This is a genomic window from Vibrio cyclitrophicus, assembly GCF_024347435.1.
In the GTDB taxonomy this organism is placed as follows: Bacteria; Pseudomonadota; Gammaproteobacteria; order Enterobacterales; family Vibrionaceae; genus Vibrio; species Vibrio cyclitrophicus.
Genome location: NZ_AP025480.1, coordinates 973,256 through 996,940 on the forward strand (window position 1 = coordinate 973,256; position 23,685 = coordinate 996,940).

At 43.8% G+C, this 23,685-nt stretch carries 17 protein-coding genes and 2 tRNA genes; 9 read left to right on the forward strand and 10 right to left on the reverse strand.

The features are described 5' to 3' along the window. Positions 1 to 93: 93 nt before the first annotated feature. Positions 94 to 900: a DUF2989 domain-containing protein gene (locus OCW38_RS04585; RefSeq protein WP_016796119.1), complete on the reverse strand. Its 807-nt coding sequence runs from the start codon at positions 898 to 900 to the stop codon at positions 94 to 96. A gap of 115 nt (positions 901 to 1,015) precedes the next feature. On the opposite strand from OCW38_RS04585, the gene OCW38_RS04590 reads away from it, so the two are divergent. Further along, the gene (locus OCW38_RS04590) at positions 1,016 to 1,297 is read left to right on the forward strand and encodes a YeaC family protein (RefSeq protein ID WP_010437067.1); all 282 of its coding nucleotides are present in this window, start codon (positions 1,016 to 1,018) and stop codon (positions 1,295 to 1,297) included. Positions 1,298 to 1,569: 272 nt separating this feature from the next. On the opposite strand, the gene ansA is transcribed toward OCW38_RS04590, so the two are convergent. Together ansA and sppA are read right to left on the reverse strand one after the other, a co-directional pair. Beyond that, a complete protein-coding gene (ansA, locus tag OCW38_RS04595; RefSeq protein WP_261895238.1) occupies positions 1,570 to 2,586 on the reverse strand; it encodes an asparaginase in 1,017 nt (338 codons plus the stop codon). 118 nt (positions 2,587 to 2,704) lie between these two features. After that, positions 2,705 to 4,555: a signal peptide peptidase SppA gene (sppA, locus tag OCW38_RS04600; protein ID WP_010437076.1), complete on the reverse strand. Its 1,851-nt coding sequence runs from the start codon at positions 4,553 to 4,555 to the stop codon at positions 2,705 to 2,707. Positions 4,556 to 4,834: 279 nt separating this feature from the next. Here sppA and OCW38_RS04605 point away from each other — a divergent pair, with 279 nt between their 5' ends. The 3 genes from OCW38_RS04605 to OCW38_RS04615 all read left to right on the forward strand — a co-directional run bounded on the left by OCW38_RS04605 (position 4,835) and on the right by OCW38_RS04615 (position 9,698). Beyond that, complete coding sequence (locus tag OCW38_RS04605) at positions 4,835 to 6,844, forward strand: NADPH-dependent 2,4-dienoyl-CoA reductase (protein ID WP_016798143.1); 2,010 nt, start codon at positions 4,835 to 4,837, stop codon at positions 6,842 to 6,844. Positions 6,845 to 7,043: 199 nt separating this feature from the next. Continuing rightward, positions 7,044 to 7,592: an NAD(P)H nitroreductase gene (locus tag OCW38_RS04610; RefSeq protein WP_016783800.1), complete on the forward strand. Its 549-nt coding sequence runs from the start codon at positions 7,044 to 7,046 to the stop codon at positions 7,590 to 7,592. 114 nt (positions 7,593 to 7,706) lie between these two features. Next, on the forward strand, positions 7,707 to 9,698 hold the full coding sequence (locus tag OCW38_RS04615; protein ID WP_261895241.1) for a DNA topoisomerase III: 1,992 nt from the start codon (positions 7,707 to 7,709) through the stop codon (positions 9,696 to 9,698). 18 nt (positions 9,699 to 9,716) lie between these two features. Here OCW38_RS04615 and OCW38_RS04620 read toward each other — a convergent pair whose 3' ends face one another. Further along, positions 9,717 to 10,748, reverse strand: a complete 1,032-nt coding sequence (locus OCW38_RS04620; RefSeq protein WP_261895243.1) for a DUF3080 domain-containing protein — start codon at positions 10,746 to 10,748, stop codon at positions 9,717 to 9,719. Continuing rightward, positions 10,726 to 11,412 (reverse strand): SDR family oxidoreductase, encoded by a 687-nt coding sequence (locus OCW38_RS04625; protein ID WP_261895245.1) that lies wholly within the window; start codon positions 11,410 to 11,412, stop codon positions 10,726 to 10,728. Before OCW38_RS04625 ends, OCW38_RS04620 begins: the two co-directional genes overlap by 23 nt. Before the next feature lie 259 nt (positions 11,413 to 11,671). Here OCW38_RS04625 and OCW38_RS04630 point away from each other — a divergent pair, with 259 nt between their 5' ends. Both OCW38_RS04630 and OCW38_RS04635 read left to right on the forward strand, forming a co-directional pair. After that, positions 11,672 to 12,592 carry a histone deacetylase family protein gene (locus OCW38_RS04630; RefSeq protein WP_010437086.1) on the forward strand — a complete coding sequence of 307 codons (921 nt, stop codon included), beginning with the start codon at positions 11,672 to 11,674 and terminating at the stop codon, positions 12,590 to 12,592. Between the two features lie 207 nt (positions 12,593 to 12,799). After that, on the forward strand, positions 12,800 to 14,923 hold the full coding sequence (locus OCW38_RS04635; protein WP_010437088.1) for a methyl-accepting chemotaxis protein: 2,124 nt from the start codon (positions 12,800 to 12,802) through the stop codon (positions 14,921 to 14,923). Between the two features lie 96 nt (positions 14,924 to 15,019). Here OCW38_RS04635 and OCW38_RS04640 read toward each other — a convergent pair. The 4 genes from OCW38_RS04640 to OCW38_RS04655 all read right to left on the reverse strand — a co-directional run bounded on the left by OCW38_RS04640 (position 15,020) and on the right by OCW38_RS04655 (position 17,767). After that, positions 15,020 to 15,110: transfer RNA gene (locus tag OCW38_RS04640), tRNA-Ser, on the reverse strand. A 369-nt stretch (positions 15,111 to 15,479) separates the two neighbouring features. Beyond that, positions 15,480 to 15,570: transfer RNA gene (locus tag OCW38_RS04645), tRNA-Ser, on the reverse strand. A 138-nt stretch (positions 15,571 to 15,708) separates the two neighbouring features. Next, positions 15,709 to 17,511 carry a DUF3413 domain-containing protein gene (locus tag OCW38_RS04650; protein WP_010437089.1) on the reverse strand — a complete coding sequence of 601 codons (1,803 nt, stop codon included), beginning with the start codon at positions 17,509 to 17,511 and terminating at the stop codon, positions 15,709 to 15,711. Positions 17,512 to 17,539: 28 nt separating this feature from the next. Further along, complete coding sequence (locus tag OCW38_RS04655) at positions 17,540 to 17,767, reverse strand: YejL family protein (RefSeq protein WP_261895248.1); 228 nt, start codon at positions 17,765 to 17,767, stop codon at positions 17,540 to 17,542. An 84-nt stretch (positions 17,768 to 17,851) separates the two neighbouring features. Here OCW38_RS04655 and yejK point away from each other — a divergent pair, with 84 nt between their 5' ends. From yejK to OCW38_RS04670, 3 genes are all read left to right on the forward strand, one after another. Further along, complete coding sequence (yejK, locus tag OCW38_RS04660) at positions 17,852 to 18,856, forward strand: nucleoid-associated protein YejK (protein ID WP_016769066.1); 1,005 nt, start codon at positions 17,852 to 17,854, stop codon at positions 18,854 to 18,856. 106 nt (positions 18,857 to 18,962) lie between these two features. After that, positions 18,963 to 20,447, forward strand: coding sequence for an Hpt domain-containing protein (locus OCW38_RS04665; protein WP_261895250.1), 1,485 nt, complete (start codon positions 18,963 to 18,965; stop codon positions 20,445 to 20,447). A 76-nt stretch (positions 20,448 to 20,523) separates the two neighbouring features. Beyond that, positions 20,524 to 21,702 carry a DHH family phosphoesterase gene (locus tag OCW38_RS04670; protein ID WP_261895252.1) on the forward strand — a complete coding sequence of 393 codons (1,179 nt, stop codon included), beginning with the start codon at positions 20,524 to 20,526 and terminating at the stop codon, positions 21,700 to 21,702. 111 nt (positions 21,703 to 21,813) lie between these two features. On the opposite strand, the gene nhaC is transcribed toward OCW38_RS04670, so the two are convergent. Next, complete coding sequence (gene nhaC, locus OCW38_RS04675; protein WP_016769064.1) at positions 21,814 to 23,250, reverse strand: Na+/H+ antiporter NhaC; 1,437 nt, start codon at positions 23,248 to 23,250, stop codon at positions 21,814 to 21,816. Positions 23,251 to 23,685: the final 435 nt, after the last annotated feature.

Below are 23,685 nucleotides of genomic sequence, written 5' to 3' on the forward strand. Positions count from 1 at the left end.
ATTCTAGTACAAATAAAAACAGCTACCAGAAAGGTAGCTGTTTTTTTAGGCTGATGAATAGGAAGTCTAGGTTAGAAATCAATAAGTGTTCGATCAGTAATTAGGGACGACCGAAGGGCTGTAAACCCCATCTTCAATGGCTTCGACAATTTTGTCTGCGTCTTTATTTAACTGCTTGTATCTTGGGGCGTCGAAGTTATAGAGAACGGCCAACTCCGCTTCAGAAGCAATCGGCACATCAAACTCTTTGGCTACCATTGCCCATACGTACGCCTTTTCTCTATGGCCTAAGCTGTGATTGATGCTAGCCATGGACTTAAATATCTCAGTATTAACAACCGAGTTATTCGACAAGGTTAGCGCATTATTGAGTAGCTTCAATGTCTTGGCATGATCTCTCGTGGTATAGAAAGTCGCTAGAGCATATTGCATCTCCGCCGTATTTAATGCTTCAGTTCCTTCTAACTGTAAGAAGCTGCGTCTTGCATTAGTATCACCAGTTTGTGACCACAAGAAGTAGAGTGTTTCTGGTGTGTCTGATTGAGATAGCTCACTAACGATTCGTTCTGACTCTTCAATACTGTGCATTAATGCCGTAAAGCGACGTTCTTGAAGTTGGGATTGGTCAATGGTCTCGATCTGTGCGGCAAGTTCTAAACACTTTTTATATGTAGTGACTAACTCGAATTCTTTAATCTTATTGGTTTCGGTTGGTTGTTTTTGAACTTCAAATCGATGCCATATGAGGTCGGTACGTGCAACACGACATTGTCCGTCGTTCATGTTCAGCAGCTCACATTGTAACGTTGGGTTACTTTGGCATAGCTGATCCGTGTTTTTGTTTCCTTCAAGGCACCCAACCAGAGTGAAAGGCAATATGCCAACCGCCAACCATTTCATAATTTTCATATTCCTTCACTTGTGATCAAATACACTTATTTTCGGTCAGGTTCTTGACTCAATTTCGTTACGGGTTATTTTCTGGTGAAAATTGTTAAAACTAAGGCTTTTTATCATGGATGCAGAACAACTTCTTAGCGCAATGACTCCCGAAGTCTACGAACGTTTAACCTACGCTGTTGAAACAGGTAAATGGCCAGAAGGTACGGCGCTCTCAAAAGAACAGCGCGACTCGTGTATGCAGGCGGTGATGTTATACCAATCTAAACATAACTCTGAAGCTCAACATATGACAATTGCAGCTGGTGGTGAAATTAGCTTTAAATCTAAGTCTGAACTGAAAAAACAGTTTAAGTCAGACCAAGAAGATATTGTTAGGGTCAACCCGAATCACTAAGCTAAATTACAACAAAGGGGTGGCACTGTGCCACCCCTTTTAATTTTAAGCCGCTTATTTATAAGCAGTTAAACGATTTAGCTCACGTTAAATACTTTTGAACCCATTGAAGGTTCATGCTCTCGCGGAGCTTTCTTTGTATGATGAAAGCTCCTGTTAACGACGAAAGCTCCTATTGACTACGAAACCTATTGTTAACCATGAAACCTATTGTTAACCATGAAACTTATTACCAACACGAAGATCTTGGCTCAATCCACAGCAAAACAAGCTTATAAGCTCATCTCACCACGAAGCACTTGTAGCATCTGAGCCTTCACTTCTTCATAGCTTAGGTTTTGGCTTAATAAGTAGTGTAGCTTAGCCAACGCCGCTTCTGGCGTCATATCAAAGCCACTAACTACGCCAGCTTCTGCAAGTGCACATCCTGTTGCGTAACCGCCCATGTTGACTTTACCTGCCAAACATTGCGTTAGATTCACCACAATCACACCACGCTCTGACGCATCTTTCAGATGCTGAAGCAGCTCTGGATTTTGTGGTGCATTACCGACACCAAAAGTCAGTAGGATCATCGCGTTAACAGGCTGTAGCAGCGTGTTGCGGATTACTTCATGTGAGATGCCTGGATACATAGTGATTACGCCGATGGGTTGCGGCGTAATGTTATGAACCTTGAAAGCTCCTTCAGGTTGTTCGTTGACTTTTACGTTATTGCTAAGCTGGATATTAATACCTGCTTCAAGCAATGGGCTTAGGTTTGGCGACGTAAAGGCATTGAAGCCATCTGCATGTGATTTTGTACTGCGGTTACCGCGCATCAACTTGTTGTTGAAGAACAGGGTTACTTCATTGATAGGGTAGTTAGCTGCAAGGTGTAACGCATTCAGCAGGTTTGCTTGTCCATCTGAACGAAGCTCAGCTAGTGGGATCTGAGAGCCCGTAACAATCACAGGTTTGCCTAGGTTTTCAAGCATGAAAGACAGCGCCGAAGCCGTGTAAGCCATAGTGTCTGTACCATGCAGGATAACGAAACCATCGTACTTATCGTAGTTCGCGCGAATATCATCAGCGATAGTTTGCCAATCAAGTGGCGTCATATCGGAAGAATCCATCAATGGAGAGTATTCATGAATGGTGTATTTAGGCATCTCTGGACGATGAAACTCTGGCATACCTGCTAGCTGCTTATCCATAAAACCAGCGACAGGAACATAGCCGTGATCAATAGACTTCTGCATGCCAATTGTGCCGCCGGTATACGCGATATAGATGTGTTTTCTTTCCATGGCGATTAATACTTAGTGTGATATAGGGAACAGGGAGGCGATTATAGCGAATTATCATGCAATAAAAAGAGGCGCCTTACACAGAGGCGCCTCTTGATTATTGAGTTATTGGTTTAACTTATTGAACTTGGCAGTTTAAGCAAAAAGCATATCGGCCTTGTGGGTCGTTAAAGTTGCCTAACAACTGGCTATCTTGGGCTAACTGCTGAGTAACAGGTCGTAAACTGCTCGGTATCATCGATTGGATATCTAGGCCTATCGACATCTGAACTTGATTCATAAATTCTTGAATAAATTGTTCAGTGGCAGAGAGTGGCTCTTCTACCCAATAGATGTTGTAGGTTTCAAGGTCTGCTAGTGAAGCTGCTGCCGCGATTGCATCGTCAAAATCACCGATTTCATCCACGAGTCCTTTTTGCATCGCATCTTGACCTGTCCATACTCGGCCTTGAGCGATCTTGTCGACAGCATCAACTTCTATACCTCGATTTTCTCCAACCAAGCTGATGAAACGACGGTAACCATTTTCAATACCCATTTGGAATGCATCCTTCGCACCGTCGCTTAATCCGGTGGTTATACCTAGGCCAGAGAAAGGTGAAGTTCCAACACCGTCAGTATAAACGCCAATGTCATTCAAGCCTTTCTCGAAAGTTGTGATGACGCTGAAGATACCAATCGAACCGGTCAGCGTGGTTGGTTGAGCTAGGATCTTGTCTGCGCCCATTGAGATCCAGTAACCACCAGAAGCAGCAAGGCTAGACATCGAAACGACGACTGGCTTACCTGCTTGTTTGATCGCTTCTATTTCATTGCGGATCACTTCTGAAGCAAATGCACTGCCACCTGGGCTATCTACTCTAAGTACTACCGCTTTCACTTGATCGTCGTTGCGCGCTTGGCGAAGTAGGGCTGCAGTTGTATCACCACCAACCGTACCACGTGGTTGTTTACCATCCATAATCGCGCCGCTGGCAACAATCACCGCAACATCGTGTGACTCGCTTGTTAGATCAGGAAGCATGGTTGTTCGGTACTCGTAGTAGCCAAGTGCGTTGTAGCTGTCTTGACCATCACTACCGAATACATCAGCAAGCTCAAGTCGAACTTGCTGGCGAGTTGCTAGTTCGTCGACTAACCCTAACTTCTCTGCCAGTTTTGCAATATCGCCATCTACTGATTCAAGGTCTTTTAAGAAAGAGTCCATGCTTGGGTTCAGCGTTTTAGCATCGATCTGACGGTTGTTGCTCACGTCATCAACATAGGCTCCCCATAGTTGGCTTAACCAACGAGAAGCGGACTCTTTGGCAGCATCCGACATATCGTCGCGAATGAAAGGTTCTATTGCAGACTTATAAGTACCCACACGGAACACATGTGTGTTCACGTCTAGCTTCTCTAATAAGCTTTTGTAGTAAAGTGAGTAAGCGCTGTAACCTTTAAGGAGCACACCACCGTCTGGTGATAGGAAGACCTTATCGGCGTAGCTGGCTAAGTAATATTGGCTTTGGTTGTAAAAATCACCCACTGCATAAATAGGTTTACCCGTTGCCTTAAATTCATTTAGCGCTTTAGCAATGTAACGAAGTTTAGTTAGGTTGGTTTCTGGCAATTCTCTGAGCGCAAGAACGATACCGGTGACGTTATCATCATCTTTGGCATAGCGAATCGTTTTAACGATATCAAACAGGACGTTCTCTTTTGGAAGGTCTTTACCCAGTAATGAACCTGTTACGGAATCCATTGGGTTAATGTAGCGACTTTGTTCGACAATCGGACCAGAAAGGTTAAGCACTAGAGCCGATTGTTGTGGGACTGTCGGTTGAGTCGTATCTGAGTGAAAGTACACAAAGTAGATGATGGCGATACTGAGTAAAAAGAAGAGGTTAACAAGCGCAAGACGCACAAACGTGATGAGCTTCCAAATCCCTTTAAAGATCATGCCTATAAATTTGAATATTTTTTTCATTCTGTCTCCGCAGTGAGATCACGTCGCTTTAACAAGCAGCAGTACTATTAATCTCAATAATATGAACTGCTTAGTATCCTACGATAATTCCCTAGCTCAAACTACACCAAGAATTGTTAATCGATATATATTCTCATTAAGTGTAGTCATATTAGGGGGTGTTGAACGATTAATGCGGTCTGCATTATGATCGGTGTTACAAAAATGTAAACGGTTGTTTGAAATTTTGGTGATTGAACTATAATGTGGTCAGACCACAAGGATAAAATAATAGAAGTGATGTCTGCCATGTACCCACATTTACTTGAACCACTCGATCTTGGATTTACTCAGTTACGTAACCGTGTATTGATGGGATCAATGCACACAGGTTTAGAAGAAAATAAAGAAGGCCTGCACAAACTCGCCGCATTTTATGAAGAGCGAGCAAAAGGAGGCGTTGGCCTTATTGTTACCGGTGGTTTCTCTCCTAATTTACGTGGCAGATTAACCCCATTCAGTGCTGAATTTAGTAAAGTTAAGCACGCTAGAGCGCACCAAGTTGTTACTGAAGCCGTACATAAGCATGGTGGTAAAATTGCTCTTCAGTTGTTGCATGCTGGTCGCTATGCAATGCACCCCTTCGCGCAGAGTGCTTCTGGCATTAAAGCGCCGATCGCTAAGTTTGCACCGAGTGAGATGAGCCCTCGCCAAATTAAAAAGACCATTGGTGCCTTTGCCAATAGTGCTGAGTTGGCGCAAGTTGCTGGCTATGATGGCATTGAGATCATGGGTTCTGAGGGGTACCTGATTAACCAATTCATCTGTAAGCGTACCAATATGCGTTACGATGAATGGGGTGGCTCGTATGAAAAACGCATGCGCTTCCCGTTAGAGGTAGTCAAATCGATTCGTGAAGCGGTTGGTGATGATTTCATTATTATTTTTAGACTGTCGATGCTGGATTTGGTTGAGCAAGGCAGTACCTTTGAAGATGTTGTGCTGTTGGCTCAAAAACTCGAAGAAGCGGGTGTCACCATTATCAACACCGGCATCGGTTGGCATGAAGCTCGTATTCCGACCATCGCGACACAAGTGCCAAGAGGCGCATTTTCATGGGTGACGGAAAAAGTAAAACCTCACGTTTCTATTCCGGTGATTACCTGTAACCGAATTAATACGCCTGAAGAAGCAGAACGCATTCTCAGTTCCGGGCAGGCGGATATGGTCTCCATGGCTCGTCCTTTCTTGGCTGATCCAGACTTCGTCAATAAGGCCGCTCAAGATCAAGCGCGTTTTATTAATACTTGTATCGGCTGTAATCAAGCCTGCCTTGATAACGTGTTTAAAGGTAAAAGAGCGAGTTGTTTAGTTAACCCACGTGCTTGTTATGAAACTGAAATTATTGTTCAGCCTGCCGAAGCGACCAAAACGATTGCTGTTGTTGGTGCTGGGCCTGCTGGTTTAGCTTGTGCTACGACCTTGGCACAACGTGGACATAAGGTTGACTTGATTGAGAAAAACGACCGTATCGGCGGCCAATTCAGATTGGCAATGCAGATTCCGGGTAAAGAAGAGTTCAGAGAAACCATTCGTTACTTTGCTAACCAAATTGATGCTTCAGGCGTGAATCTGAAACTTGATACTGAAGCAACGTTTGAAATGCTGTTGAAGTACGATGAAGTTGTGATGGCTGCTGGTGTTGAACCAAGAAAGCTTGATATTGAAGGCATCGATCAAGAAAACGTAGTCGACTATCAAACCTTGATTCGCGAAAAGACACCAGTAGGCGAAAAAGTCGCAATTGTTGGTGCTGGTGGCATTGGTATTGATGTGGCAACTATGCTGACCGAGCCGACTTCTCACAGCTTGGACGACTGGCTACATGAGTGGGGCATTGATAAGAATATGGAGCACCCAGGTGGGCTTTACCCTTATCCTGATTCATTTAGCGATAAGACCGTTTGGGTGATGCAACGTAAAGCAGGTCGTGTCGGTAAAGGTCCGGGTAAGACTACAGGTTGGATTCATAAACGCACATTGGAAAAACGTGGTGTGAACTTACTTGGCGGCGTGAGCTATAACAAGATTGACGACCAAGGTCTGCACATCAGCGTTGGTAAGAAAGAGCAGGTACTCGATGCCGATTCCGTTATTGTATGTGCGGGGCAAGTTTCTGTTCGTCCATTCGAAGACATGTGGCAAGAGTTTGGCGGCAAACTGCACGTGATAGGCGGTGCTGATTATGCAGGTGAACTGGACGCGGTGCGTGCAATTCGCCAAGGTGTAGAGTTGGCTATTAAGCTTTAGAAAACAGTTGAATGACTTTGCTCAACTCGCTGTAGATTGAAAGGTAAATAAGGCTCCTAAGTCACAGATTTAGGAGCCTTTATTGTTTCTAGTAGCACTAACTATTATTTCAAATGGACTGTCGTTGAGATTTATTATCGTTTGCATTTTATGCTACAGTTCAAGTATATAAATAATAAAGAATTAGTAAGGACTTCAAATGGATGCTTTGGATCTATTGCTCAACAGACGCTCAATCGCCAAACTCTCTGATCCAGCACCTGAAGGTGTCGCGTTAGAAAATATCATCAAAGCGGGCTTACGAGCTCCAGACCATGGTGCATTGACACCTTGGCGTTTTGTTATCGCGCAAGGTTCAGGTTTACAAAAACTCTCTGACATTTTAGTTCGTGCAGCACAAGCTGACCAAAGCGAAGAAGCGGTGATTGAGAAAGTAAAGAAAGCGCCGTTTCGAGCTCCAATGGTGATCACAATCATCGCAAAGGTAACTGAGCACGAAAAAGTGCCAGCGTTCGAACAACACCTGTCTGCGGGTTGCGCTGCACAAGCAATGCAAATGGCCGCTGTCGCGCAAGGTTTCCAAGGTTTTTGGCGTTCAGGGAAATGGATGTTCCATCCAGAAGTTCACCAAGCATTTGGCATGGAAGGTGATGACGAAATTGTTGGTTTTTTATATTTGGGTACTCCGGGCTGTACGCCAATGAAAGTGCCAGAGCGTGAATTCTCAAAGTTCGTCGAGTTCTTATAGAGTACGTTGAAGCTGAATAGTGGAATACTAACTGTATAAACAACCAGTTTTCCTTGATTTATTAGGGCCACATTAGATAATGTGGCCCTAATTGTTTGTAGCACCTGGAAAAACATGTCTCGTCTTATCATTGCTGAAAAACCAAGCCTAGGCCGCGCGATTGCCGCCGCATTACCGAATCCACAGAAGAAAGACCAAGGGTTTATCAAATGTGGAAATGGGGACGTGGTGACTTGGTGCATTGGACACTTATTGGAACAGGTTGAGCCGGATGCTTATGATGACCGTTATAAGAAGTGGAACTTAGCTGATCTGCCTATTGTGCCAGAGCAATGGCAACTGAGACCGCGTAAGACTTCAAGCAAACAGCTTACGGTGATCCGAAAGCTATTGAAAGACGCCACACAAATTGTCCATGCGGGTGACCCAGATAGAGAAGGGCAACTGCTAGTCGATGAAGTGATCGACTATTGCAAGGTATCCAAGGCCAAGAAAGAGTCGATGGACAGGCTGCTGATCAGCGATTTGAACTTACCAGCGGTAAAGCGTGCGCTCTCTCAAATGCGCAGTAACCGAGACTTTATTCCACTGTCTATTTCTGCTTTAGCACGCTCTAGAGCCGATTGGCTGTATGGCATGAACATGACCCGAGCTTACACCTTGCTGGGTCAAAAGGCGGGTTACCAAGGCGTGTTGTCGGTAGGGCGAGTGCAAACGCCAGTACTTGGTTTGGTTGTAAGACGTGATGAAGAAATTGAGAATTTCATTCCTAAAGATTACTTCACTCTGCACGCTTTGATCCCTTATCAAAACAACGGCCAGAGCTTTGATATTCGAGCGCGTTGGAAACCAAGCGAAGCATGTAAACCATGGCAAGATGAAGAAGGCCGAGTGCTCAATCGAAAGCTGGTTGAGAACGTGGCTAACCGAATTGCGAATCAACCCGCGACGGTAACGGAATCAGAGCAAAAACAAAGTAAACAAGCTGCGCCACTGCCTTATTCGCTGTCAGCACTGCAGATTGATGCGTCTAAGCGTTTTGGTATGAGTGCTCAGCAGGTGTTAGATACGTGTCAGTCGTTGTACGAGAAACACAAACTCATCACTTACCCGCGTTCTGATAGCCGCTATTTACCGAAAGATCACTACTCACAACGAGAGTCGGTCGTGGATGCTATCGCTAACAATGCGAAAGAGCTGCAAAGTGGTGCTCAAGGTGCGGACCTTTCTCTTAAATCCAAAGCATGGAACGACAGCAAGGTCGATGCTCACCACGCGATAATTCCTACTCCGAAAAAGTCATCGGTGAACGGCCTATCTGCCAATGAGATGAAGATCTATCAGCAAATCGCTCGTCAGTATCTAATGCAATTCTACCCACCTGCTATTTTTGCCGATGCCAAGTTAGTCTTTGATATTGCTGGTGGTGTGTTCATTGCGAAAGGGCGTCAGCTTATTAACCCTGGTTGGAAGGCGTTGATGGGTAAAACAGATACCGAAGAGAAGGGGGATGGAACTGATGCGGTTCCACCGCTAGATAAAGGTTCTGTGTTGACGTGTCGTGAAGGTGTGATTGGCGATAAGAAAACCGAGCCGCCAAAACACTTCACGGAAGCGACCTTGCTACAAGCGATGACAGGTATCGCGCGCTTTGTCGCGAACAAAGACCTTAAAGCCATTTTGAAAGAGACCGACGGCCTTGGCACAGAAGCAACCCGTGCGGGCATTTTAGATACTCTATTCAAAAGGCAACTGCTAACGCGCCAAGGTAAGAGCATTCATAGTAGCCCTGCGGGCAGAGGTTTGATTCATGCTTTACCTGAGGGCTCGACCTTTCCCGACATGACAGCTCACTGGGAGCATCAGTTGCAAGGCATGGCTGAACGAAATCAAGCGTATCAACCTTTCATGCAAGCGCTAGAAAGCAAGATTGATGGTTTGATGGGCAAGGTAAAAACAGGCGAAGTTCCTGAGTCTCTGCGTCATCTTCCTAAAGTCGAAAGACCGGCTTTTAAACGTCGCAAAGGCGGTGGTGCGAAGTCTTCTGCTAACAAAGGTACGTATGCTAAAAAAGGGACTTACGCTAAGAAGGGCACTAAAAGCTAAGACTTATTGAGGTTAGGATTAGCGCCCGACCTTTCGTCCGCAGCGCTTAAACAGCTGCTGCCAATAGTCCACGTGGCGACGAGTTGATGATCGAAAGGCCTGATGTGCATCTTGAATGGGAAAGTAATAATTGTGCAGTTCAGGTTGCGCGTCAAACATCCCTAGTTGCGGGGCTAACTGCTGATAGTAGCCATCCAGCTGCGCCATGTAGGGCTGAACTTTGCCTATATATTGCTGCTCGAACACATTGTTGAGATAGCGAAACTTAGTGGTGTCTCGTTGTTTACCACAGATTATACTGTCATCGAAAGTAGTGAGTTGCTTGGTGATGGTATCAAGCTCAACCGATGCACGAGCGAGTGAGTAATACAAATCCCCAAGGGTCGAACTCTTCTCTAATACTTCTTGAACCTCAATGGTTTTGCCCGAAACGAGCGATGTGTTTAACGCTTGATTGATATGTCCTAATGCATCACTGGTTTGTCGTACCTGATCGCCGACATCTGCACGTAACCACTGACTACCACGCATTTGTGACTGCATGGCATCGCTTGCATAGATGAGATTCCATTGGTGCAGTGGAAATTGTGCGAGTTTTTGCTGCTCGATTTCTTTGAGTAGTTCTACGACCTCAGAGTCTAATTCTCTACCGGATAAACATTTCCCAACACCTGCAAGTAGGGCGACTTGATAATCATAATTGCGAAACTCGTCGGTGACTTTTCCAAGTACGGAGTTTCTTTCTGCAATCAGGTTGAACAATCGACACTGACGAAGCTGGTAACTGTCGATGAGACCGATAGAAAGCGATGGCACGTCAATCAACAGTTCTCTTTTTCTCGGTAGGTTTTCAAATTCCCATTCCTCTTTTATCTCGTCAACATCTTGTACTCTGGCTATCTTGGTTTGGTAGTCGTCGAATAAGTCTCCGGGGCCATCACTGAAGCAGCCAGCTAGCATTACCGTCAGACAAAACAGCGCTGAGTGCTTTACTAGGTTTGAGAGAGGGCCTACATTCATCTGTGGGTTACCAGTCGATTTCGCTGCCATCGAAATTGAAGAAGTGACCACTGACTTCGGTATTCGCTGACTCGATGACTTCAATAAGGCCAGAAGCAGAAATGTCAGTGTCGATCAGAGCATTCGGCCCGCCCATTTCTGTCTGTACCCAGCCTGGATGCAGTGCTAATACAGTGAAGCCGTTATTGGTTAAGTCGTTGCTTAAGCTCTTCACCACGGAGTTTAGCGCGGCTTTAGAGGAACGATAGATGTAGCCGCCGCCAGAGGTGTTTTCTGTCATGCTGCCCACTCGAGAAGACAAGCAAGCGACCTTTTTCACGTCACTGTTTTCTAGAACAGGTAATAGCGTTTCGACAAGTTTCAATGGCGCAATGGTGTTGACTTCAAAAACACGGCGCCACTCTTCAACATCGGTATTGCCCAGACCGTAGCCTTTTGGCCCGTAGTAGCCAGCATTGTTAATCAATATATCGATCGCAGGAATTTGAGAGGGAAGTTGGCTCACCGCTTGGTAATCGGTTATTTCTAACTGAATGCAGATTAGGTTGGTGTTGTGGTCTGCAAGTGAGATCAGGCCTTTGGCTGAAGAGGCGTCACGGTAAGTTGCGTACACCTTGTGATTACCTTTCAAGTATTGTTGAGTCAGGCTTAAGCCAATGCCGCGGTTCGCTCCAGTAATAAAAATAACGCTCATGGTGATTCCTTTCAGTTCAATTAGTTAAGTTTGATTGCTTAACACAAGAAAAGCAACGGTCCACCAACTGGCCATCATCATTTCCACAAAATCATTACTGATGCTATGGACCTGCAGATCACCCCAAAGAGGAGTATTACGTTTTTCATAGTGGTCTTTGAATATAATTCTAGGTAATGATAATTGTTATCATTATTTGGGGTTGTCGCCAAGTCTGATGCTGTTATGATTTTGATAAAAATACGCAATTAGCCTGATTATGATTCCTTTAATTTACCACCCAATTTATTCGCAGTTACCTTTGCCAGAAGGGCACCGCTACCCAATCAACAAATATCAGTTGTTACACGGTGCTGTTGAAGCACTAATGGATAGCGATCCTCTATGGAAGAGTCAGTTTGAAGTCTTCCAACCAATGCCAGTTTCGGTTGAACAGGTAAAACAGGTTCACGATAGTGAGTATGTGGATTTGCTTATTTCAGGTAATTTGCCCGCGGCGAAAATGAGACGCATCGGTTTCCCGTGGAGTGAACAACTTATTGAGAGAACACTCTACTCAAGCGGTGGAACTTGCTTGGCCGCTGAAATGGCGATAGAGAGTGGTTTCGCGATTCATTTGAGTGGTGGTTATCATCACGCACACCATGATTTTGGTAGCGGCTTTTGTTTGTTGAACGATCTGGTGTTAGCGGCAAAACATGCGCTGACCTTTGAACATATCGATAAAGTGCTTATCGTCGACAGCGATGTTCATCATGGTGATGGTACAGCGACTCTATGCCAAGAGAATGACGATATTATTACTCTATCGTTCCATTGCGATAAAAACTTTCCTGCACGTAAACCGCTATCCGATTTGGATGTGCCATTAAGCCGTGAAACCGGAGATGAAGAGTTTCTGCGCTGTTTCGAACAAGTTACCAAGTTGGCTATTGCTCATCACCAACCTGATCTGATCGTTTATGATGCGGGCATTGATATTCACCAAGACGATGAGCTGGGCTATTTGAATGTCTCGACACAAGGGATATTTGAGCGCGACTGTTTGATGGTCAGTCTCGCAAAATTAGAGTCTATTCCTATGGCGTGTGTGGTTGGTGGTGGATATCGGACTCAGCATCAAGATCTGGTTCCTATTCACATGCAATTATTGAAAGCAGCTTATGAAATTTATGGTTAAACGTCCCCCAAAAACCTATTAAAGAAACCGGCTATCTAAAAACCCCTTGCACCATAATGGTTCTCACCTGCACCAAAAAAGACATGGAATTGCACCAGTTTGGCTTAAATAAAGTACTTTCTTATTAGATAGTTACTTATTTTTGCGACTATTTATGGTCTATAAATTGCTTATCCTCTGTGTCTATAAAAAATACAAGGGATGTAAATGAACCTGACGGACAAGGAACGCAGTTGGCTTAATTGGTTTGGTGTGACAGGTAAACTGGCAATGCGAAGAGCCTGTTTTCTAAATCGAAGTAGAACAAGAGAGCTTGAGCAAGCATTTGAAAGCATCGCTCACACTCGCGTTAAACTGCTTCACAATTGGGTCAAGAATCAATGGGATTTCCTAGAGGACTCTGCTGTTTATTTAGCGAGTCGAAATGAAGAGCAAGCTGAGGATACGTTAGCGAGCCTGCTCAAACGCAGTTCGGATTTTTCTGAGTTGGCGATCATTGATGGCAAAGGCATCGCACAAGCTTCGAGTTTTCAAGAGCATGTGGGTATTGCTATCGGAGATAAAAAAGCAATATCAAATGCAAAGCAGCGCTATCTACACGGGCCGTATATGGACTCGCGCACTTTGAATGTAGGAGCATCAAGCTCTTCGTTTCATGACCAAGTCACATTGATGTTTTATGTGCCGTTCTCTCGAGACGATAACACACAGCAGTTCTTGTGTGGCAGAGTGCCCAATGATGTGATTAGCGATATCATTCAACGAGAAGCTGGGCATATCTACAGTGAGTCGGGTGATAACTATATCTTTATGGTGGACTCGATTCATGATCCACATATTCAACCAGGTGTTGCACTATCTCGTTCTCGTTTTGAAGATAACACTTTTTCTCATGGTGAGAATTTAAAGCAAGGAATCAGTACTGACTGGGGAACGGTCAAGATTCAACAACACACTGAGTTCGAAATTCGCTTTACCGATCCGGCCACTAATCAACTTCATCCGGGGGTCAGGGAAACCATTGAAAATGGGAGCAACCTGTTTGTTGGATACCCCGGTTATTCAGACTACCGTCATATACCAGTTATTGGAAAAGGGCTTACATTTCAGCTGGACGGATCTCCAGACACCTTTGGGATGATGTGTGAATCCGATTTGGAAGAAGTCTATAGAGACCGAAGCTTGAGTTATACCCTATCTAAGCATTTTATCGGGTGTATGTCGTTACCCATCTTTATTCCGCTATTGCTCTCCAACCTTTATTCACTTTCGCCTTACTTACAAAGTGGCCTTATGTTCGCTTGCGCAATAGTGAGCTTAGGCCTATTCAGATGGATCAGCGCCAAACCGTTAGCGGATAAAGTTCATGAGATGACAGGGGTAATGCAAACCTTAGCGGAAGGCGATGGCAATTTAAGTCGGAGACTCGACCCAACCACATTCAGTCATAATGAACTTGGTAATTTGGGGCGTTGGACCAACAGTTTTATCGATAATTTGGATAATACGGTTAGTGAGTTGGTTCATGCTAGTCATGAAGTCAGAGAAGTTTCAGAGTCTATGTTCCGCCGCAGTGTGGTAATGAGCCAAACTAGCGACGAGGCATCACAGGCGTTAAGTAATATGCTGCAATTGAGTCAGTATCAACAGAGTGAAATTACCCATGCGACTGTATCGGCAACGCAAATGGATGTGGTAATGAAGCAAGCTGTTCTTAATGCGGAAGAGGAATACAATCAGTCTGTCGAAGGTATGGAGATTGTTCGGAATATCGTAGAAAGCTCAGCGAACAGTGTTAATGAGGTGAATAATGAAATGTCCAAAGTGTCTGACATTATAGACATCATTACTGACATTACCGCGCAGACTAATCTTTTAGCCTTGAATGCGGCCATCGAGTCGGCAAGAGCGGGTGAACACGGGAGAGGATTCTCTGTCGTCGCATCTGAAGTCAGAACTCTGGCTGACCGGACATCCCAAGCCGCTAATCATATTAGTGACCTAATGAAAGAGCTACATAGTAAGTCTCGTAGTGCTGTTGAGTCTATGGAGCAAGGCGTTGAGAATGTGAGTAAAGGAAACTTAACAGTAGACTCAAACGCTCGCAGTGAACAAATTCAAGCGGCGGTTTCTGAGCTCTTTACCACGATGTCTAACCTAGATGAAAATAGTCAGCAGAATGGGCAGACTGCCGATAAGGCACAACGGTCTATATCTGACTTGCAACTCTCTACTAAACAATTAGCACGTAGAGTGTCTTTAATGGGGAATGCGTTAAGCCGATTGGATCAATTAATCGGACGCTTTGAAGTGAGCAGAAAAGTTGCTTGATGCACAGGCTTGATAAGTTGAGTGCATAAGCTTCAACTTAGATACATAAACCTTAGATACAAAAAAGCCGCTGATTTCTCAGCGGCTTTTTTAATGTGGTGGAGGGATAGGGATTTGAACCCTAGAACCGCTATTAACGGTTGCCGGTTTTCAAGACCGGTGCTTTCGACCACTCAGCCATCCCTCCAATGGCGCGTATAATATAAGGCTGGCTTTCGCTTGTAAATACCCTTACCAACTGACTGCTTTTTTTATGAACGCTTTTTAATATTTTTATTTCTATTGGTAATTTTTTGCGCGTTATTTTCGATGAAAAGTTCAGTTTATTCCTGATAAGCGAGTATTTGCAATCAAAAGCCCTAACGCAGTTATCGAGTTTCTTCATTCGCTAGAGTGATCAGTTATTTACCACGATGGGTGGAACTTAGGGGAGGAGAATAAATATAGCGAGAACTTGAAGCTTGAGATTTTCAAATGATTAGGGCGAAGGCTTGCAAGTTTGGGCATAAACTTCAGATGCAAAAAGCCTCTGATTTCTCAGCGGCTTTCTTTAATGTGGTGGAGGGATAGGGATTTGAACCCTAGAACCGCTATTAACGGTTGCCGGTTTTCAAGACCGGTGCTTTCGACCACTCAGCCATCCCTCCAGTGGCGTGAATAATATAAGGGGCGGAGGATCTTGTAAACCCTTAATTTACATAATTTTGTTTTGTTGCTTGTTTTCTAATCATTGATGGCAATAAAAAAGGGAAGCCGTTGGCTTCCCTTTTTTAATTGATGATCATTTAGTCATTTTTTGTGTAGAAACGCTGTAGCTCAGTTAGGCCTTGCATCAACACTGGTAAGCGCGGGCTTACGTCTTTTAAGCGCTTATAATCCTGGTCGTACAGTTTATAGTTGCCAAACTTGTCGAGCACTGTTGTTTGCTTGTCGGTAACAAGCGCCAATTCACGAGAATCGCCCGCTAGTATCCATTTTCTCTTACGCTCATCAAACAGGCTGCGACCGCTGCTGAAGTCTGTTGGGTTTGAAGACACACCCAGTAGTTCTTGCATCAATGTGACAGACACATCTAAGTGACTTGAACGATGTGTGTACTCAGAGGGAGACTTACCTGGCCAGCTGATAACTAAAGGAACCTGCAACTGATAGCGACTGTAGTTCGAGTTTGCACCCCAGCTGTTTGTCTTGGTTTCGTTAAATTCAGTACCGTGATTCGAAGTGATGACCACTACAGTATTATCGCTAAGCTCTAGGCGTTCTAATTCCGCGTAAATAGTCGCTAACTGGCTATCGGCTGCTTGTGCTGATTTTTTGTAATCGGCCGCAAAGCGCTCTTCAGTACTTAACGCAGGATCAGAGCTTGCATCGTAATTCGAAAAGTTGTCGAGTGTCGTTAGCTCAATAAAGTTGAACCAAGGACCCTTAGTGTCTGGTGATTGCACCCAATCAGACCAAGCTTGGATAGCACTTTGGTCATCATAAGTTGCTTGCTCTGGCATAACATCACGACCACGGAAAATGATTTCCGAGTAAAGTGGATCGTCGAAATTATCGCCACTGAATGCTGCGAACTTATAATTATGATTGTCTAAAACATCGAACAGTACGGCATTTGAGCCTTGAGCTCGGATGCTGCTTGAGTAGCTACTTGGCAGCCCATAGAACAAGCCAAAAATACCAAACATGTCATTACTAGAACTGTAATGGTTAGTAAAGTTGATTGCTTGTTGAGAGAAAGCGTAGCTGTTTGGCATTGCTGCAGCGTTTAGCGCATCAGAACGCAGGTTATTTACGCTGACCATCAGGATGTTGAGATCATCACTGCGTCGATTGTATTGAATCTTTTCTAGCGGGTAGCTAACTAGATTTACGTTTTCTTTGTTCTCTTCTAAGCGCTGGAGGTACTCTTCACGGTCTAGTAGGCCATGTTTTTCCATAAAGCTTTTCGCTGTCATAGGGTAAGACAGTGGGAAGTTGGCTTTTTGGCTTGTAATTGGATTATAGAAAAACGCATCAGCCCACATATAAGTTAGGTGGCTACTGATGAAACACAAAAAGAACACTGCCGTAATTGGTCGGCCGATGTGCTTATGAGACAGTTTACGTTGCTTACGCCAAACCCATTCAGATAGGCCTAGCTGTAATAAGAAGATGAGCGGCATAACAATGAACAGGTGCTGCAAATCAGAAGTGAATGCAGATTCCTCGCCACTGAATAAAACCTCCCACACGACAGGTGTCAGGTGGAGGTTTATATTTTGATACGTTTGGGTATCAATTAACAGGACAGTTAAACCTATGGTCGCGAAGCAAACGGCAACCAAACGTAGTAACTTCCTCGACGGAAGAATAAAAGTGAGTGGGAACAGCACTAATAGATAGAGAGCGAAGACTAAAAAGCCAAAATGACCAACCCACGATGCAGCTAAATAAAACTGACCCAATAGGGTTTCAGGCCAAGCCGATTGAGTAATATAACGAGTACCGATCAACATCGCCGCAATGATGTTGAAAAATGCAAACCAATGACCCCAACCAACCAGTCGAGATACACGATCGCTATATGAGTTTGCGCTGTCTACCATTTATAATTCTTTTATCCGTCAATCAAATTTAGTGAGACTTTTTATCTTCAAGAGAAAAAATTAAAGCCTCGGCAAATTTTTCAGCAATTCCTTTGCGTTGTGAAGCAGCAACGTTCTGATTTAAGACATTGGTTGCGATATTTCCAGCGATCATCAGTGAAAGTTCTGGTGAAGCTTTGTGCTTAGATAGAACAGCACCCACTTCAGCTAGGATTTTTTCAACTTGTGCATCTGTGTATTTAGATATAATCGGCATAAGGACTCTAATAATGATAGTAAAAGCGGCTTATGATAACCTACTATGCATGACAACTGAAACCTGAACGGTAATATTTTCACTATGAGCCTTCACCTTTCCAACGTAATTTTACACCAACTAAGCAAGAACGATCAGGAAGAGCTGATTGTTAACTATCGTGCTGAATCTCTAGAGAACGATGCTTCATCTGAAAGCCTAGTGGCTGAGCTTCACCGCGTGTTCAACTCAAAAGCAGGCAAAGGGTTTGGTTCTTTCAAATCCGACAGCGAATTCCAGCAGTCGTTGCATGAATTTCGAGCTGGGGAGCAAAGTTTCTATGATTTCTCTCAAAAAAGTGCTCTACGTCTAAAAGATGAACTTTCAAAGTATCCATTTGCTGATGAAGGCACGTTGGTGTTAGCTGAATATCAATCACTGGCAACAGACTACCTTTTCATTGGTTTACTGCCTTCGAACCAAAGTTTGAAAGTCACAGAAGGTCTCGACATTAGCGCGACTGACTATCTTGATATTTCAAAGATGGACATCGTGGCACGCCTTGATCTTTCAACATACGATACAGACAAAGAGTCAAACCGTTACCTTACTTATATAAAGGGGCGTGTTGGTCGTAAAGTCGCAGATTTCTTCTTAGATTTTCTACAAGCTGAAGTGGGTTTAGACGCCAAGCAACAAAACCAGGTATTGATGCAAGCGGTAGAAGATTTTGTTTCTGACTCTAAGTTAGAGAAAGAAGAGGCGATCAGCTACAAAAAGCAAGTTGCGGATTACTGTAACGAACAGCTAAAAGCGGGTGATGAGGTTCAAGTTCGTGAGCTTTCTGGAGAACTGCCAGCGAGCACTGATGGCACAAGCTTCTTTGACTATACTAGTGAGCAAGGCTACGAGTTAGAAGAAAGTTTTCCAGCTGATCGCGCAACTATGCGTAAACTAACAAAATTTGTTGGTGCTGGTGGCGGTTTGAATGTTAGTTTTGATAGTCTACTTCTTGGTGAACGTATCTTTTACGATCCAGAGACTGACACACTAACCATTAAAGGCACACCACCTAACTTACGTGACCAACTGACTCGCAATAAGTCATAGTCCTGAGTTAATGGTGAAAAGCGACAGCAGGATGCTGTCGCTTGTTTTGTGCTTGGTATTCTTAGCCAGGATAATGGCTTATCGACGACACGCACAAGGAATATAGATGGAACAATCAGTAGCAAAGCCCAGTCGCTTTAAAAAACCAACCACTTTCTTGGTTGTGCTCTTGGCTCTGTGGCTATTGCCTTCATTGACCCTTCTGAATTTAAGCCGTTCTTACACTACTTCTCTCGCTCAAATTGAAGAACTTGGTATTCGCGTCAATGAATTGAGGCAATCGCTTTATTTCTCTGAACCGCTGCGAGTGTCTCGAATTAATGATTTAGCACTTGATGCACAACTTGTTTACTCGATCCGATTGCAGATTGAGTCTGATTTCCAACATGCCTTGTTTCGCCCTGATGTAAATCAACTGCTTTACGTAGCCGATCAGTTTTTAGAGAAGTTTGACGAGTTCATTCCAATCGAAAGTCAGGTTCAAAATATTGTTGATACGGTTAAAGCAATGCGTGCAGATAATAATCTTTCTTCTGAATTAAAACCTCTGATGAACGAATTTGGTGTTGTTGTCTTTGAAGCTATGTATTCCGATAGTCAAAGCTCATCAGCCACCTATCGAGCCTTTGACTCTATTCTAAAAAAATCTTACTCATTAAAAACTGAAGAGCAAGACGCAATCCAACAACTGTTGGTGGATGCTTCAGCCTTATTAGGTGATTACGCTAAGCTCCATTATTTGGTCGATAAAATTAAGAAAAACTCGGTTAATGAGCAGATCATTAAACTCGAAGCTGAATTTCATGATCGTCAATTCAACCTTTTGGTTGTGATGTTAGGCTTGAGTTTGGTCGCTATGATAGCGCTAGTCTTATTATGTGTTCGCTCAAAAATGGTCGTGCAAGAATCAGCGGAAAATTTGGGACTAGACACTGAGGACGAATCTGATAACAAAGACGTTATATCGCTTTCTGGTGAAGAAGAGCACGTGTTTCAAAAGTCTAAAGACAATGCGATTTCTCCGAGCCTCAAACAATCTAACAATAACACACACACTAAGAGAAAAGCGTCACTTAACCCACACTCAGAACCGCAATCACAACAGAGCTCTAATCTAAAAGTTCAAAGCGCTAATCCAACAATTCCAAGTGTTAATTTAGACAAAAATGTATTAACAGCAAGTGTTACAAGCTCACAAAATCTGGAAGAAGTGTCGATGGCCGGGAAACATATCGCTAGTGTGACCGATTCAAAACCTGCGATTGATATCGAAGATATGTTAGAAACGCTCGATGGTGACGCTGAATCTGTAGAATTGCTGCTTGGAGTTTTTGTACAAGACCATACTGATGATTACACGAAGTTCAAATCTTTATTGGTTAATGATGAAACTTCTGCCGCGCGTGTTGTGCATAGCTTGAAAGGTGTGGCTGGTAGTATCAAAGCATCGAGATTAGCCATTATTGCAGCGAGCGTTGAAATGACAATGAAACAATCTAGAGCCATCAGTGAGCACGATTTAGAAGAATTAGAATTGGCAATAAAAGCTTCTGTTGACGCCGCTGTAGATTATTTAGATAGTCGGAATTAACTTTCATAGAAATTTTGACAATACTCTGACGAAGTGCTCATACAATCCGCGCCCTTAGTCTTTGTCAGAGGTTTATATGTTACTAGTGTTGAGTCGAAGTTGGATGGTATTGTTGCTTAGCATTGCGTTAAGTGGTTGTTCTCTATTAGAAGTTAAGTTAGACAGTCAGTCGACACCTCTCACTCAGCAAGAGCTAAACGCTCGAATTATGACGCGTGAATACGCCAAGATGTTTTTTACACGAGTAGAAGGCTCCGCGGACTTGATCGCGCAATCTTACTCTGACGATGACACCCTACATCAATCCTATGTTTTGCTTTGGAAGATCCATGCGGAGCAGGGCTTACAACAAGCGGCTTACCAAACTTCACCGATGTCAGCGTTGATTGATTCTTGGGTATTTACTGCGCAAATGAATCAATTCTATGCTCAAAGTCAAGGGGCTGATTTGTTCGAGACAAATGATGCGGTAGAAACCGCTATTTTTCTTGATCAAGAAGTAAAGAAACTCGCAAAAGGCGTATTGAGCTCGAGCGATTTCGATCAGAGCAAAGATTTCGTTGCGCAGTTTGTTGCTAGCCACCCATTTAAAGACCTCACATTCAGAAGCACACCCGCTTACCGTGAATGGCTGAGTTACCTAGGGAAAGACGAGTCGCAAATCGTTCAGAGCTTAGGAACGATGCCAGAGGCGATGAACGATGCGTCAGACCGTTTAAGCTTGATGGCGGATCAAACACCAAAATTGATGTCGTGGAAAGCAGAGTTAGTCGCTCTGAATAGCTCGCTAACGGGTGAAGACCTGTCTATGACGCTCGCAAGCCTTCGTCAAACATCAGCAAGCATGCAGGACTTTATTGAAAATAACCCTGAGTACATGCAAACGCTAGCTTCGATTATGTCGACAGAAATGCAGCCGCTACTGAATGACTTGAGCGATAAGACAGACCAAAAATTAGAGAGACTAAGCGATGAACGCGTGGCACTAGAAAATATGGTGACACGAGAGAGAGAAGCTCTGATAGAGATGGTTGCGAAAGAGCGGATTGAAATTGCTGGTATTGTGGCATCAGAAAGAGAGTTGTTCACTCAAGATCTAGACCGTGTTTCTCAAGATGTGGTTGTGCTTGCAATTGATAAGCTGATGGAGTTAATCAAAGGTGTGGTTATCTACTTCATCCTGTTTATCTTAGTCGTGTTCTTTACACCTTTAGGAATCGGTTACTGGTTGGGTAAGCGAACCATAAATAAATAGTAAACATGTAAATAGATGAATTAGAAGGTTAAAAAAGAGCGCTCTAGGGCGCTCTTTTTGCATTTCTCTATTAACGTTTTGAGTTATGCCCTAAAGCATTAGCTCATAAACTTAAGCCTGTTGCTTACTTAACTCTGTCGCCTCTTCAGCTTCAAACGCAGGTGCCGTTGGTTCACACTTATCAACGAACCAACCCATGTAAGAAGTCACGATAGTCACGATGATACAGATGAAGCTTAACCACATGAATGGTGCGTAAGATAGTGTCGCGACACCTAGAATACTCGCCATGTAGATACCATTGTCACTCCAAGGCACCATGCCAGAGGTCAGCGTGCCACCAAACTCAGCATTACGAGATAAGTTCTTACGTTTGTAGCCTAAACGGTCGTAGTTTTTCGCACAGATTTTTGGCGTAAGGATGAGTGATACATACATTGCTGAACCGAACACGTTACCCATGAAAGCCGTACCAATTGTGCTAGTTGCTAGTGAGCCAGCGCTGTTTACTCGGCGCTCGAACACTTTAGCAATTGTCTCTAGTACGCCCACTTTATCCAGCAAGCCGCCGAAACCTAGACCAAATACGATGACCGCAACCGAACCCAGCATGGAAGACATACCGCCACGGTTAAGAATCGAATCAATGAACTCTACGCCAGATGAGATGGAGAAAGGTGCCCAAGCAGTGTTGAATGCCGTTAGGAAGTCGATCTCTTGGATCATGACCGCCCAGATAATACCCAGCAGAGAACCAAAACTGATGACTGGGAATGAAGGCATGCGGAAAGCCAACAAACCAAGCACAATAAGTACCGGAACGAATGAGTAAGGCGTGATGTAGAACTGAACTTCCATCGCTTTGATTACAGAATCAACTTGGCTCATGTCAACGTTACCCGCGTAGTGGAAACCAAACGCAGTAAACATGATGCCTGTAATCACGTAGCTGATTAACGCAACTGGAAGCATGCCCTTGATGTGTTCAACTACTTCAACACCAGACATTGAAGAAGCCAAAATCACTGAATCAGAAAGCGGAGACATTTTGTCACCGAAATAACAACCTGACAGCACTGCACCAGCAGTAATCGGTGCTGGAACACCTAGACCTTGGCCGATACCCATCATCGCTATACCTGCTGTACCTGCAGCGCCCCATGAGGTGCCGGTCGCCAGTGCAGTCAGAGAACAGATGATCATGGTCGCTAAAAGGAAGATAGAAGGGTGGATAGCTTTCAGACCATAGTAAATGATAGTAGGTACGATCCCGCCAGAGATCCAAGTACCAACAAGAGCGCCAACGGCTAAAAGTATTAAAACCGCGCCTAAGCCATTGGATATTCCTTTGAGTGCTGCTTTTTCTAAGTCTTTGTATTGGTGTCCAAGACGAATACCCAAAACCATGATAATGAACCAGCCAATGTACAAGGCAAGTTGGATTGGTAGGTCAAGCTTTGCTGTAAAGGAAAAAGCAAGGGATAGAAATAGTCCTAACGCGATGAATACCTGCAATAGGTTCGGTAGACGAGTTTTACTCTGCTTCATAAAAGCCTCTTGTTATTTCGAGCATTTATAGTGCTTCGTTATAGTGTGTGGTGCAAAACGGACACTACAGTAATTAGTTTATTATATCGAAAAAATACGTCTAAGTTGTGATATTTGACTGCTAAATAAATGTTTCGCGGTTTCATAGTCTGAAAATTTGTTAAATTCATGATTGTTACATGTTGAATTCTGTCGCACGTTGTTTTCGTTGTGTAAAATATTATTCTGGTTAACCTTTGTTAAATAGTGGTAATTACTGTTGCAAGCAGGATCTAGTTGCTCGTAAATTGAACAATTCATATCAATAAACACATAAGTTTGGTGATAGTCGGTGTTTTATCAGTGACTAAGCGGCGGAATGAACAACAAGAGATAACTGCGTGATTCATCGCGTTCACTTAAAAGAAACGAAAAAGTTACACTTTTTGACAAAAA

Bases quoted from the DNA above. Each gene is read 5' to 3' on its own strand.
- OCW38_RS04620 (WP_261895243.1), bottom strand. From the start codon at position 10,748: ATGGCAGCGAAATCGACTGGTAACCCACAGATGAATGTAGGCCCTCTC.
- nhaC (WP_016769064.1), bottom strand. From the start codon at position 23,250: ATGAAGCAGAGTAAAACTCGTCTACCGAACCTATTGCAGGTATTCATC.
- OCW38_RS04630 (WP_010437086.1), top strand. From the start codon at position 11,672: ATGATTCCTTTAATTTACCACCCAATTTATTCGCAGTTACCTTTGCCA.
- OCW38_RS04590 (WP_010437067.1), top strand. From the start codon at position 1,016: ATGGATGCAGAACAACTTCTTAGCGCAATGACTCCCGAAGTCTACGAA.
- OCW38_RS04605 (WP_016798143.1), top strand. From the start codon at position 4,835: ATGTCTGCCATGTACCCACATTTACTTGAACCACTCGATCTTGGATTT.
- OCW38_RS04655 (WP_261895248.1), bottom strand. From the start codon at position 17,767: ATGCCGATTATATCTAAATACACAGATGCACAAGTTGAAAAAATCCTA.
- OCW38_RS04665 (WP_261895250.1), top strand. From the start codon at position 18,963: ATGGAACAATCAGTAGCAAAGCCCAGTCGCTTTAAAAAACCAACCACT.
- yejK (WP_016769066.1), top strand. From the start codon at position 17,852: ATGAGCCTTCACCTTTCCAACGTAATTTTACACCAACTAAGCAAGAAC.
- OCW38_RS04670 (WP_261895252.1), top strand. From the start codon at position 20,524: ATGTTACTAGTGTTGAGTCGAAGTTGGATGGTATTGTTGCTTAGCATT.
- OCW38_RS04585 (WP_016796119.1), bottom strand. From the start codon at position 900: ATGAAATGGTTGGCGGTTGGCATATTGCCTTTCACTCTGGTTGGGTGC.
- OCW38_RS04650 (WP_010437089.1), bottom strand. From the start codon at position 17,511: ATGGTAGACAGCGCAAACTCATATAGCGATCGTGTATCTCGACTGGTT.
- sppA (WP_010437076.1), bottom strand. From the start codon at position 4,555: ATGAAAAAAATATTCAAATTTATAGGCATGATCTTTAAAGGGATTTGG.
- OCW38_RS04625 (WP_261895245.1), bottom strand. From the start codon at position 11,412: ATGAGCGTTATTTTTATTACTGGAGCGAACCGCGGCATTGGCTTAAGC.
- OCW38_RS04610 (WP_016783800.1), top strand. From the start codon at position 7,044: ATGGATGCTTTGGATCTATTGCTCAACAGACGCTCAATCGCCAAACTC.
- OCW38_RS04615 (WP_261895241.1), top strand. From the start codon at position 7,707: ATGTCTCGTCTTATCATTGCTGAAAAACCAAGCCTAGGCCGCGCGATT.
- OCW38_RS04635 (WP_010437088.1), top strand. From the start codon at position 12,800: ATGAACCTGACGGACAAGGAACGCAGTTGGCTTAATTGGTTTGGTGTG.
- ansA (WP_261895238.1), bottom strand. From the start codon at position 2,586: ATGGAAAGAAAACACATCTATATCGCGTATACCGGCGGCACAATTGGC.